This is a genomic window from Gordonia sp. OPL2, assembly GCF_003797825.1.
Classification (GTDB): domain Bacteria; phylum Actinomycetota; class Actinomycetes; order Mycobacteriales; family Mycobacteriaceae; genus Gordonia.
Genome location: NZ_RKME01000015.1, coordinates 1 through 12,249, shown reverse-complemented (window position 1 = coordinate 12,249; position 12,249 = coordinate 1). Strand labels below are relative to the sequence as shown.

13 protein-coding genes are annotated in these 12,249 nt (G+C 67.0%); 2 read left to right on the top strand and 11 right to left on the bottom strand.

The window, feature by feature from the left end; all coding sequences use genetic code 11:
• Positions 1-41: 41 nt before the first annotated feature.
• Entirely contained in the window at positions 42-713 is a 672-nt protein-coding gene (locus EEB19_RS14890; RefSeq protein WP_262365683.1) for a TetR/AcrR family transcriptional regulator, read from the top strand.
• Positions 714-739: 26 nt separating this feature from the next.
• Here the strand turns inward: EEB19_RS14890 and EEB19_RS14885 are convergent, their stop codons facing one another.
• The 7 genes from EEB19_RS14885 to EEB19_RS14855 all read right to left on the bottom strand — a co-directional run bounded on the left by EEB19_RS14885 (position 740) and on the right by EEB19_RS14855 (position 6,190).
• Positions 740-1,492, bottom strand: coding sequence for an RES domain-containing protein (locus EEB19_RS14885; protein ID WP_187587579.1), 753 nt, complete (start codon positions 1,490-1,492; stop codon positions 740-742).
• Positions 1,489-1,881 (bottom strand): hypothetical protein, encoded by a 393-nt coding sequence (locus EEB19_RS14880; protein ID WP_187587577.1) that lies wholly within the window; start codon positions 1,879-1,881, stop codon positions 1,489-1,491. The genes EEB19_RS14885 and EEB19_RS14880 overlap by 4 nt, the downstream gene beginning before the upstream one ends.
• A gap of 226 nt (positions 1,882-2,107) precedes the next feature.
• Complete coding sequence (locus EEB19_RS14875; RefSeq protein ID WP_187587575.1) at positions 2,108-2,431, bottom strand: multidrug efflux SMR transporter; 324 nt, start codon at positions 2,429-2,431, stop codon at positions 2,108-2,110.
• A 2-nt stretch (positions 2,432-2,433) separates the two neighbouring features.
• Positions 2,434-2,814, bottom strand: coding sequence for a multidrug efflux SMR transporter (locus EEB19_RS14870; RefSeq protein ID WP_187587574.1), 381 nt, complete (start codon positions 2,812-2,814; stop codon positions 2,434-2,436).
• A gap of 4 nt (positions 2,815-2,818) precedes the next feature.
• Positions 2,819-3,721, bottom strand: a complete 903-nt coding sequence (locus EEB19_RS14865) for an LLM class flavin-dependent oxidoreductase (RefSeq protein ID WP_187587572.1) — start codon at positions 3,719-3,721, stop codon at positions 2,819-2,821.
• A 55-nt stretch (positions 3,722-3,776) separates the two neighbouring features.
• Positions 3,777-4,913: a DNA adenine methylase gene (locus EEB19_RS14860; protein ID WP_262365682.1), complete on the bottom strand. Its 1,137-nt coding sequence runs from the start codon at positions 4,911-4,913 to the stop codon at positions 3,777-3,779.
• 56 nt (positions 4,914-4,969) lie between these two features.
• Positions 4,970-6,190: a DUF418 domain-containing protein gene (locus EEB19_RS14855; protein WP_262365681.1), complete on the bottom strand. Its 1,221-nt coding sequence runs from the start codon at positions 6,188-6,190 to the stop codon at positions 4,970-4,972.
• A 112-nt stretch (positions 6,191-6,302) separates the two neighbouring features.
• Between EEB19_RS14855 and EEB19_RS14850 the strand changes: the two genes are divergently transcribed.
• Positions 6,303-6,887: a TetR/AcrR family transcriptional regulator gene (locus EEB19_RS14850; protein WP_187587570.1), complete on the top strand. Its 585-nt coding sequence runs from the start codon at positions 6,303-6,305 to the stop codon at positions 6,885-6,887.
• Positions 6,888-7,111: 224 nt separating this feature from the next.
• On the opposite strand, the gene EEB19_RS14845 is transcribed toward EEB19_RS14850, so the two are convergent.
• From EEB19_RS14845 to EEB19_RS14830, 4 genes are read right to left on the bottom strand one after another with little or no spacing between them, the layout of a single operon-like run.
• Positions 7,112-9,757 (bottom strand): MFS transporter, encoded by a 2,646-nt coding sequence (locus EEB19_RS14845; protein ID WP_187587568.1) that lies wholly within the window; start codon positions 9,755-9,757, stop codon positions 7,112-7,114.
• A gap of 58 nt (positions 9,758-9,815) precedes the next feature.
• A complete protein-coding gene (locus tag EEB19_RS14840; protein WP_187587566.1) occupies positions 9,816-10,625 on the bottom strand; it encodes a YceI family protein in 810 nt (269 codons plus the stop codon).
• Positions 10,622-11,458, bottom strand: a complete 837-nt coding sequence (locus EEB19_RS14835; RefSeq protein ID WP_187587564.1) for a collagen binding domain-containing protein — start codon at positions 11,456-11,458, stop codon at positions 10,622-10,624. The genes EEB19_RS14840 and EEB19_RS14835 overlap by 4 nt, the downstream gene beginning before the upstream one ends.
• Positions 11,430-11,996, bottom strand: a complete 567-nt coding sequence (locus EEB19_RS14830; RefSeq protein ID WP_187587562.1) for a MarR family winged helix-turn-helix transcriptional regulator — start codon at positions 11,994-11,996, stop codon at positions 11,430-11,432. Before EEB19_RS14830 ends, EEB19_RS14835 begins: the two co-directional genes overlap by 29 nt.
• Positions 11,997-12,249 lie beyond the last annotated feature (253 nt).

Genomic DNA, 12,249 nt, shown 5'->3' with positions numbered 1-12,249 from the left:
GTCCGGCCAGGCCGGCCCACGACGTTCAGCAGGAGACCACTGTGACCAAGTCCGGACGGGCCGAGGGTTCGCGTCGGCGTGCTCGAGGGCGTAGCACCCGCAACCGGCCGACCGACGATCAGCTACTCGACGCCGCGCGAGCGGTGATCGCCGAGGTCGGGGTCGAGCGGTCCACGATGGACATGATCGCCGAGCGGGGCGGGACGACCCGGGTGACCCTGTACGCGCACTTCGGGTCGCGGGATGCGTTGGTGGAGAATGTCGTCGAGCGTGAGCTGGCTGAGTTCACCGAGTGGATGTTCGCGGCGTACGACGACACCACCGATGTGGCCTACGGTGCTCGCGCGCGTCATTCGGTGGAGGCGACGTTCGAGTATGCCCGCCGTAATCCTGAGGGTTTCCGGATTCTTCTCGGGCATCGGCAGGAGGCCGAGGATCCGGGGCGTCGGCTGTATCAGACGCTGGAACCGAGGGTGGCTGCGCGGTTGCGGGAGAACTATGCGACCCGTGGTGCCGAGATCGCGGCGAGCGCGGACACGCTCGCGTCGTTGTTGATCGGGATCAGTCTCGATGTCGCCTATCGTGCGTTGATCGTCGATGACGCTGATATCGATGCGGCGTGTGAGGTGGCGGTCACCGCGACGATGGCGGTGTTGCGTGATGTGCGGCCGGATCAGTTGCTGGCATTGGATGCGTCGTTGGGGAAGGGGTGAGGGGTGCGGAACCCCTCCCTGTGCAGCTAAGGGGATGACCACTCGAGGCTGAGCAGGGACATCGCTTGCTGGAGAATGGGATCGTCGGCGTGGATTGGGGTGTCGTCGAGGACGTCGATACGGGGGCTGATCTCGGGATCGCCGCTGCGTTCGTACAGCGCCCACATGCGCAGTTGGTCGCCGTGGCGCGAGTCGAACTCAATGCCATCGATGGCGCGTCCTTCGCGATCGGTCAGGGCATATATCCACCGTGAGATGGCCTGAGTGAGTCCGCGGGGGCGGCCGTCCCGCAGCGCAGCGGTGTCGAGGTCATCGAGACCGTATCGAATCACCCGACGCCGGAATTGTGCTCGCAGCGTTGCGAGACTCTGAGTGCTGGTTGGAACCGCAAACTGTCCAGTGAGTGCACCACTGCCGAGTATCCGGGCGCTGCACCATGCTTGGGGCAGTCGTCCGGGAGGTAGCGAGGGATAATCGGTCTCATCGTCGTCGTCCACCGCAATCTCGGCGAGGTCGGCGATCACCTGCGGACTGGGTCGGGCGAACGCGAGGACCTCGAGGTAACAGGCCAGGGGAACGTGCGCACAGTACAAAGTGCGCCACACGCCTTCTGGATCATCCCAACGACCGGCGAATCGGCCGCCGGTGGCGTACTCCCATGGCGTCCATGCCCAGGGGTTCGGTGCGTATCCGATCCGATACGTGACAGTGCCGACGTGTACTGCTGTGGTGAGCGGGCCGAGTGGGGTCTCGATCGTCGAGGCTTGGGCTTGGCTCATCCCACGGCAGCGAATTGGCGAGCAGCGGCCAGTATCTTCGGTCCGATGTCGGCCAGATCCCCGTCACGCAGGAGTAGCGCCGGTGCGCGGTCGTCAAGGACCGGGTTGAGACCCTGAAACCACGCTTGGGCAACTCCAGGAGTGTCGCGTTCGGCGATGAGGCGCGCGGCGCGGTAGGCGATGCGGAGCCGCTCAACGTCTTCAGGATTGGCGATGGCTCGGGTGCCTTCTGCCCACTGGCGTACCGCTCGAGTTTCCTTCACTCGGCCCAGGTAGGCGACGAGTTTTGCTCCCAGCAACTCGCGTAATGCGGTCACCAGTTCGGGCGAGGTCATACGTGCGGCGTCGGTGTAGGCGGCCAGGTCGGGCCGGGGATGTGCTGCAGTCATGGATTCATCACCTCTCGATCACACTATAGATCCCATATAACTTTCCTGCCATCTCGATCCTGACGGCGAGCGTCACCGGGACATCCGCCTGACGTCGAATGTGTGAAATGAGTACGTTCTCAACGCTATTGGCACTGCTATGACCGACTTCGTGCACGCGATGAACATCAGGTTTCAGGCCGAGAGGTTCAAGGTTCTTGGACGGAACACGGTCACGTGGCTCCCCTCACCCCTGATGCCCACCCACCTCGATCAGCAGCACCCCGGCGATGATGAATCCGATCCCGAGCAGCATCGTGCGGGTCAATGGTTCGTCGAAGAGGATGCGGGAGGCGATGGTGGTCAGCGCGACTCCGGCGGCGGCCCAGATGCCGTAGGCGATGCCCAGCGGCATCCCGGCGCGGAGGCTGCCGGTGAGTGCGACGAAGGCGAGGATGTAGCCGACGGCGACCACCGCATAGAAGATCCGGCGTCCGCCGGCGGCGACGCGGAGGGACACGGTCGCGACGACTTCGGTGAGGATGGCGCACACCAGGAGTAGGTATTGCACGGCTACGCTCCCGGTGGGTCGTCGACGCCGCGATCGGCACCGGCACCTGGCGCTGTCTCCGAAGTGGCGCGGCCCGAACCGGTTTCGACGAGCAGGACGCCGGCGACGATCAGGGCGATGCCGATGCCCATCAGCACGGTGAACGACTCACCGAACAGCACGGTCGACAGGACGGCGGTGGCGGCGACTCCGGTGGCGCCCCAGATGCCGTAGGCCACACCGAGTCCCATTCCGGTCTTGAGCACGAGTGTCAGAAAGACGAAGGCGCCGGCATATCCGGCGACGACGACGGCGTAGAGGGCGGGCACGGTGGCGGAACCCTTGAGCGACAACGTGGCCGTCACCTCACACACGATCGCTCCGAGCAGATACAGCCACGCCATCGGTTCAGGCGAACTCGGCGGCGACATCGGCGGCCCGACGCAGCTGTTCGGGGTCGGAACTGGTGGGGATGAGTTGAACCTCGTCGGTTCCGATGTCGGCGAACCGTCGGAGGGTGGCGGCGAGCTCGTCCTCGGTTCCGGCCCATCCGGTGGTCGGTGCGATGGCGTCGACGAAGTCGGCGGGAATCCAGTTCATGTAGTGGCGGAGATGGCGGTGCACCTGTTCGCGCGGTCCCTCGCCGTCGTCGCCGGTGCCGAGGGCGAACCAGAACGACGTGGCCAGGTGGGGCGCAGGTTTGGCGGCATCGGCCCAGGCCGCACGCGCGACGTCGAACAGTTCGTTCTGTTTGGCCAGATCGAGGTCGAGGGTCACCCCGGCGACGCCGCTCGCCCAGGAGGCGGCGTTGCGGATCGTCTTGGGTCCCGTGGTTCCGACGTGGAGTTTTGGTCCGCCGGCCTGCACCGGGCCCGGCCCGACGGGCAACACGGATTCGGTGATCTTCTCGCCGGCCCACACGCGGCGCATGATGTCGACCCGGTCGGCCATGCCGCGGATGTTCTGGGTGCCGGTGTCGGCGCCGACGGCGTGGTAGTCCTCATGGCGCCCACCGATGCCGAGGCCGACGGTGAGCCGCCCACCGCACAGCATGTCGCCGGTGGCCAGGGCCTTGGCGAGCATCACCGGGTCGTGCAACTGCGGTACGACGACGGTGGTCACCAGCCGAACGCGACGCGTCCACGCCGACAACGCGCCCAGCAGGGTGAGGGCGTCGGGGTTGTCGAAGGCGATGCGCTCACCCCAGCAGAGTGAGGAGAAGGGGCCGTCGTCGATCTCGGTGGCCCAGGTCCTCAGCAGGTCGGCGTCGAGGCCGGGTTCCATCACCGGCATGGTCATTCCGATGCGCATCTGCGAGTTGTAGCACGCCGGGACGTCCGTGCGGTGTCGGGTGGGCCCGGTGGTCTCAGCGTTTGTCGACGAGGAACAGGTGTTCGGTGACGTGCGCGCCGCGACCTCGCAGATTCCGGCTGCCGCGGAACGTGTTGTAGCGCGAGCGGAACTCGGTCACGGTGCCGAGGGCGGAGAGGATCTCGAGCATCTGCGCGGGAGGGATGAATCCCTCGTCGTTGAACGAGACGATCAGGAATCGGGCGTCGAGCGCGGCCGCGAGGTCGGCGAACAGGGCGGCCGACTCGCGACGGACGTTGTAGCCCGACCGTTTCCAGTCGACCGGAATGCCGGACACTGCGCTGATCTCGGTCGGTCGACGGTGATCCACGAGCAGATTGAGCATGAAGTAGTTGGAGCCGTAGGGATGCTGGTTGTACGGCGGATCGAGGTAGGCGAGGTCGACGGGGCCGACCACGTCGGGCAGCGCGTTGGCGTCGATCTGGAGCACGCGTTTGGCGGCGTCGTGGCGACTCAACACGGGTGGTGTCAGGCGGATGCTGCCGAGGATGCGGACCAGGGCGTCGTCGCCGGAACCGCCGAAGCGGCCGAGTCCGGTCGAGCGATCCTTGTGGAATCCCTTGAAGATGCCGGAGGTGTTCGCATGGATCGACGCGGCAGAGAGCAACGGCGCCAACAGGAATGGCCGATACCGGAGGTCCGTCTGCTGGATGAGGGTCGCGTACGCATCCAGCCGGCGAGCGTTGTCGCGGGTGTAGAAGACTCGTTCGCCCGGGCGGATCGCGAGGTCGTCGGCCGGGGCGTAGAGCTCTTCGATGAACCCGCCGACCGAGAATCCGTCGTCGACGGTGGTGTTGATCCGGTCCATCAGGGACGCGACGGCACCGAGGTCGACGTCGCCTCGATCGGTGAGATGGCATTCGCTCATCACCCGCGCGTACGACTCGAGATCGTTGGCGATCACCGTGTGGGCGCGCGCTTTCAGCAGACGGGAGACGACGCCGCTGCCCGAGAAGGCGTCGAGCACGGTCATCGTGCGGCCGAGCTGCGCCTGGACTTGCGCGGCAGCCTGATCGATGAGGGGGAGCAGGGCCCGCTTGTTGCCGATGTAGGTGAGGAGCTGATCGGTCAGGAAACGCGGATCCTCGGGCGCGACAACGTCCATCGTGGTCGGCTCGGGATCGCGGCTCACCTGCGTGGTCACCTCGCAGCTCGGCAGATCGTCTGGGGGACTGCGACCTCATGGTCTCACGAGGAGGACCGCGTGGGGGTGGGGTCGGCCGGTTTGGTCGGCCGCGACCGTCCGGCCCGGTACAGTCGCGCATAGCTGCTGTGCCAGAGCCATTCGAGTGGACCTCGATCGAATCGTCGAAGCCACAGCCGTGAGAGCACCATCAGGACGACGGAGATGCCGAGGAACAGCCCGATGGTCGCGGGCACCACGGTCGTCGGGTCGAGGTGCGCGGCCAACCCGAGTCCCCACCCGTAGCAGATGGCGCCGGCCAGCGCGTTCTGGAACACATAGCAGCTCAACGCGGTCCGGCCGATCGGGGAGAGGGCGCGGCCGAGGATTCCGGGCGACCGGCCGTCGGCGTAGAACGCGGCGATCGCCGCGAGGATCCCGAGTGCGACGATCGGTGCGAGGAGGTAGCGCCCGAGGATCAGACCGGCGTCGCCACCCGTGAGTCCCACGATGAAGTCGAGCGGTAATGCGACACCGAGTCCGGCGATCATCAGCCGTTTCCGGAGCGTACCGGCCGACGGTACGCGCGTCGTCGGTTCGAGAACACCGGCACGCAGAAGTGCTGCGCCGACGAGGAACAGCGCGACCGACATCGGCAGGATGAGGACGACCTCGGCACGGAACAGTGCGATGTGCTCGGCGCGGAACGCGACGAGATCGAGGAACGAGCCGTCGGCGTACGGATTGGGGGACAGCGGTTGCGCGCGGCCGGTCGGCGGGGAGGTCGCGATCGCGGCCACGATCAGCGTCAGCAGCAGCAGGTGGATGACTGCGGCGATGATCAGCGCGACGTGCTGTCGCCGCACCGTCGTCGACAGGATGAACGCCACGATCAAGCCGGTGACCGCATAACCCATGAGGACGTCGAACTCGGTGAAGAGGAAGTAGTTGAGCGTGCCGTCGACGAAGAGCAGCGCCGCGCGCCACGGGTAGCCGCCCGGCCACGGCGCGCCACGGCGTTCCGCGGAACGTTGCTGGATGGCGAGTCCGATGCCGAACATGATCGTGAGCAGCCCGAGGAACTTGCCCTGGGCGAGTTGCTGCAGGACGTCCTGGACCGCCGCCCACGCTCCGGCGGCCTCGTGCGTGCCGTTGAGATAACCGACCAGGCCGTCGACGTTCGTGAAGATCCAGATGTTGGTGGCCAGCGTCCCGAGGATGGCGACGCCGCGCAGGACGTCGAGGGCGGCGAAGCGTCGGGGTGGCCCGGTGGGCAGGTCCGTCACGGTTCCTCCGTCATCGGCGAGAGTCGTCCCGAAGAACGTCCAGACCGATCTTGGTGACACAACTGTGTTGGCAACGCGGCCTAAGTTAGCACAGTTGGGTTACCATGCGGAAGTGCCGAAGCTGATCGATCACGATGCCCGACGAGCCGAGATCGCGGAGGCGCTGTGGCGGGTGGTGCTCCGCGACGGGGTGTCGGGGGTGTCGATCCGCGACGTCGCCGCCGAGGCGGGGATCTCGGCCGGATCGTTGCGGCACGTGTTCGCCGACAAGGAAGAGCTGCTCGCATTCTCCATGCGGCTGATCTATCTACGGGTCGGCGAGCGTCTCGTCGAGCATGGGTCGATCCGGGACCCGCTGCGTCGCGCGGAGGCCATGCTGTCGGAGGTCCTGCCGTTCGACGATGTCCGCCGGGTCGAGATGCACGTGAACTTGGCGCTGGTCACCGATGCGGTCGCACATCCAGGGCTGGCCGAGGCTGGGCTCGAGGCGCACGACGGTCTGCGGGCGCTGTCTCGGCGGGTGCTCACCGATCTGAGCGACCACGGGCTCGTCGACGCGCGGCACGATCTGGAGGCGGAGGCGATGCGACTGCACGCTCTTGTCGACGGGCTGGCGGTGCATCTGCTGCTCGGGCATAACGACGCGCCCGCACGGGTGCGGCGGCTGGTTCGGGATCATCTGGGGTCGTTGCGCTGAGGGGCGCGCCCGCAGGTCCCGCCCTTCCGGACATCCGCCCCGCCGGAAATCCGCCCCAGACAAGCGCCCTCCGTAGCGTGGCCATCGACGCAGTGTCGACGGGTTCGCTACGGAGGGCGCTTTTCGGGGACGCTTTTCCGGGGACGGCACCGGCGGGCGGCCGGACGGGCCCGGCGGACCGGCGAGGTGCGCCGGCCGGCCGGCCGAGCCTGCCCGGGTAGTTCCTACGACACGGCCGGCTTCTGGCTGACGCCGAGTCCGATGTCGACCGTGTTGCGCTGACCGGCGACGACCTTCACCTGGACGGCCGCCGGCTCGTACATGTTGGCGACCAGCGTGAACTGGGCGTCGGTGAGACCCTCGATCCGGTAGCGACCGTCGGCGTCGGTGGTGGCCGAGGCGACGATCGTCTGCTCGGGTCCGATCGCGGACACGGTGGCACCCTCCAACGGCGTGCCGTCCGCGGTGCGGACCGAGCCCTGGACGCCGCCGATGGCGAGCAGAACCAGATCGATGTCGGCGCGGGGCGCGCCGTCGATGGTGACCAACTGGCTGGTCGGCTGATAGCCGGGCGCCGATGCGGTGACAGCCACGGTGTCGCCACCCGACAGACCAGTGATCGCGAAGCGGCCCTGGGAGTCGGCCTGCGCCTGTGTGACAACGGCTCCCGACTGATCGGTGACGATCAGGCTCGCCGCCAGCGGGCGCTGCGCGTCGCGGACGGTGCCGTGCAGGGCCGAGCCGCCGGCGAGAGTGAAGTCCCGGCGGAACACCAGGTCGCCGACGATGGAGACGGTGAGTGCGCGCGGCGACCGACCGGGTGCGGTGGCGATGACGGTGTAGGTGCCGTCCTCGAGACCGTGTACGGCGTAGGACCCGTCGTCGTGGACCGATGCGGCACCGGCCTGATGTCCGCGGACGTCGGTGACGGTGACGGCCGCCCCCGGCAGCAGCGATCCGTCGGCGGAGGTGATGCGTCCGGCGATGCGCGGACGATCGACCTGCGACTGGGCCGAACCCGCCGACGTCAGGCTGTGGCGCGCACCCGGGCGGGGCTCGTCGACGAGTTCCGACGGTGTGCCCACCCCGGCATCCGCGGCGACCGCGGCCAGTTCCGCCCCGACGGTCTCCGGGGATTCGACCGCGGACTTCGACGATCCGGTGAACAGCGATGCGATCGCACCGAGGATGCAGCAGATGAGGGCGAAGGTGAACGCCGCCGTCAGACCGTCATGGAACGGGTCGCTGATCAAGTGGGGGAAGAAGTCCAGACCGGTCAGGTGATCGACGCTCGCCTGCGGAAGGCCCTGCAGCGCTTGGCCACCGACCTCCCGGATGGGGTTGTAGCCGAGGAACGCGGCGAACAGGATGCCGACCGTCGGCAGATGCGCGATGCCGTCGGCAGGTGCGTTCGGCATGCCATTGGCGGTCAGGCCGCCGAACATCGCGTCGGGCAGATGAGCGCTCAGTCCGGCGATCATCAGCGAGAAGAACAGTCCGATCGACAACACCATGGCGGCGTTCTGGAACGTCGTCATCATGCCGGCACCCGATCCGCGGGAGGTGACCGGCAGGCTGTTCATCACCTCGGCACGGTTCGGAGAGGCGAACAGTCCCATGCCGATTCCGTTGATCAGCATGACCAGCGCGAACACCCAGTAGTCGAAGTCGACGGGCATTGCGATGAGCGCCGCGAAGGTTCCCGCGGTGATGGCCATGCCGGTCGTGGTGAACCACTTGGTACCCAGCTTGTCCGAGAGCGCTCCGGAGACAGGGGCACTGAGCAGGAAGCCGATCGTCATGGGCACCATGTAGATACCGGCCCACAGGGGTGTCCGCGAGTAGTCGTAGCCGTGCTGCGGCAGCCAGATGCCCTGCAACCAGATGATCAGGATGAACTGCAGGCCACCGCGTCCGATGGAAGCCATGAGGTTCGCGATGTTGCCGAAGGTGAACGAGCGGTTCTTGAACAGCGAGAGCTCGAAGAGCGGGCTGGCGACCTTGGTCTCGATGATGACGAACGCGGCCAGGACGATCACGCCGCCGATCAGGCCGGTGAGCACCCACGGATTCGACCATCCCATGTTCGAGGTGCCGTAGGGCTGGATGCCGTAGGTGATCGCGATGAGGATGGCGATCAGGCCGACGGCGAACGTGATGTTGCCCCACCAGTCCATCTTCGCCTTGCGGCGCTCGCCGGTGTCGTGCAGTTTCAGGTACGCCCAGATGGTTCCGACCACGCCGAACGGCACCGACACGAGGAAGATGAAGTGCCACTGGATCGGTGCGAGCACACCGCCGATCAGCAGGCCGAGGAACGAGCCGGCGATGGCCGCGACACCGTTGATGCCCATCGCGAGTCCGCGCTGGTTGGCGGGGAAGGCATCGGTGAGGATGGCCGACGAGTTGGCCATCAGGAACGCGCCGCCGACGCCCTGGACGATGCGCCAGAAGATGAGCCAGATGGCGGCTTCACTGCCGTCGAACCAGGTGATGGCGAGGAAGATCGACGAGACGGTGAAGATGGCGAAGCCCATGTTGTACATACGGGCCCGGCCGAACATGTCACCGAGTCGACCGAAGCTGACCACGAGGACCGCGGTGACGACGAGGAAGCCCATCATCATCCACAGCAGGTAGCTGGTGTTCTGCGGTTCCAGCGGATTGAGGTGGATGCCCTTGAAGATGTCGGGCAGGGCGATCAGCACGATCGACGAGTTGATCGTCGCGATCAACATGCCGAGTGTGGTGTTCGACAACGCGATCCACTTGTAGTTGGGACCGAGTTCGGTGAGCGATTTCTGGCGCGAGCCGCGGGCCGACTCCGGGGGAGTGGCCCTTTCCGCTTCGGCGACCGAATGATTCGACATGACTGCCTTTCGGATCAAATGAGTACTAGTGAAATTCAGGGGTGTGCGGGCCGGACGGTCAGGGTTGGACGCGGACAGCCTGGATGTCGAGGCTCACGGTCGCGGTCCCGCCGATCTGGGCGACACCGGTGATGAGCTTGTCGTCGAAGCTGATCCCGAAGTCGGCCCGGCGCAACGATCCGGTCGCGCGGAAACCGGCGCGATGCCCGCCCCACGGGTCGTCGACCTCACCGAGATAGGTCAACTCGAGGGTCACCGGCACCGCGGTCCCACGCAGGGACAGCGTTCCGTCGAGCGTCCACGACTCGTCGGTGGCGGGACGTACCCGCCCGGCGCGGAACTCGGCGATCGGATACTGCTCGACGTCGAAGAACGAGTCCGACCGGAGGTGATCGTCGCGGGTCCGGTTGTCGGTGTCGATGCTGGCGGTCTTGATCTCTGCCAGCACCGACGACTGCTCAATGTCGTCGGCGACGACGATCTCGCCGGTGAAATCGGTGAAACGTCCACGGATGGTGGCTATCCCGAAGTGCCGCACGCTGATCTCGATGGCCGAGTGTCCGGTGTCGATGGCCCATCGGCCGGCCGCCGGAACCGGCGCGCCGCCCGCACGGGTCGCGCTGATCTCGCCCAGGCTGACGGGGCCGGCGCCCGAGACGATGGCGACCCGGGCCGTCGGCTGGTAGCCGTCCGCGGTGATGACGACCGTGTAGGTTCCGGCCTCGAGATCGCTTGTGGCGAAAGCTCCGTCGGCATCGCTGCGTGCGATCGCCTGCTGTTCTCCGGCCTGCGACATCACGGTCATGACGGCGTCACCGAGAGGACGTCCGCCGGTGGTCGCGACGCGTGCTGTGATCGTTCCGCTCATGCCTGCCCCCTTGCGCCGAGGACGAATTCGTGCGAGACGACGCGTCCGGCCTCGATGTCGATGGTGTCGGCCACGGGTGCATACCCGTTCGCGATGACGGTGTAGTCGCCCGGTGCCAGATTGGCGAACAGGTACCGGCCCGCCTCGTCGGTCAGTGTGCTCGCGGCCATCTCGCCTTCGTCGTTGAGGAGTGCGACCTGACTGTGCGCGACCGGCGCGCCCGTCCCGGCGTCGGCGCCGTCGGAGATCGTCCCGCCGAGCTCCGCCGCAGTGTTCAGGACGACGTCGACGGAGGTGCTGCCGGTTCCGGCGACGGTCACCGTCTCGGCGACGGGATCGCATCCCGGTGCGGTGACGATCACGGTGTAGGTGCCGGAGGTGATTCCGGCGGCCTCCCAGCGACCGGCGGCGTCGGTGACAGCGGTGGCGGTGACCTGGCCGGTGTGGTCGGCGACGGCGATGGTGGCCTTGGCGACAGCCTCGCCGGTCGCCGAGGTCGTGACGCTTCCGTGCAGGGCTGCCATCGAGGTGAGCACCACCTCGATGTCGATCGGGGTGCTGCCGACGGTGACCGTCACGGCCGATGGCTCGTGGCCCGCCGCGGAGGCGACGAGTACGTAGTGTCCGGCGGCGACCTGCACCACGAACGTGCCGTCCTCGTGCGCGATGGACCGTGCGGCCTGGCGTCCGCTCGGATCGATGACCGTCACCGTCGCGTCGGTGATCACGCGACCGGACGCGCCACGGATGTCTCCACGGATCACGCCGCCTGCGATGTCGCGGGACGGTGTGACGCCGTCGCCGTCATGATGGCCGTTGGTCTCGGGCTGCATCAGGCTCCCCCTCGGTTGATCTGGTTGTCGTGGTGCTCGTAACGGCTGACGGGTGCGGCGTCAGGTCGCACAGGGTGTCGGCGAGGAGCCGCATCGACCTTTCGACGCATGCGCGGTCGCGTGCGCCGAGTCCGTCGAGGGCGCGCTCGAACAACTGCGACTTGCGCGACGACGCCCCGTCGATGTGGGCGACGCCCTCGTCGGTGAGGGCGAGCAGGCTGACTCGTCCATCGTGTTCGTCGGTGGTCCGCACGACCATGCCCAGGCGCTCCAGCGACGCCACCACCCGCGACATCGTCGGTGCCGCGACACGCTCACGGTCGGCGAGCTCGGTCGCGCGGATCGGTGCATGCTGGGCGATGGTCCACAGTGCCGACATCTGACCTGCCGACAGTGGCCCGTCGCCCGACTGCGTGCGGACCGCGCGTCCGATCCGGATGAGGTTCCGATGCACGGCCGCGGCACCCTGCAGCGTCGTCGTGGTGGTCGCCGCCGCAGGGGTGGCCACCGTCGGACCGTTCGCGAGTCCCTGGGCCATCGGACACCGCTCCCTTTGCCAATCGTTTACTTAGCAACACTAAATTAAAATTACTTAGTCAGACTAAGTGATCGGTGGCGCAGGGGACGACCCGAGATGGTGTGAGTTGGGCTACATTGCCGTCGAAAAGCCGGTCAAATCAGGCGATTTCGGACATACTGGGCGACCCTTCGTGACGATCGCTCGTTCCTCGCGATCTCCTCAGGGGTCGGGGTGTGACTGTCTCTTATACACATCTCCGAGCCCACGAGAC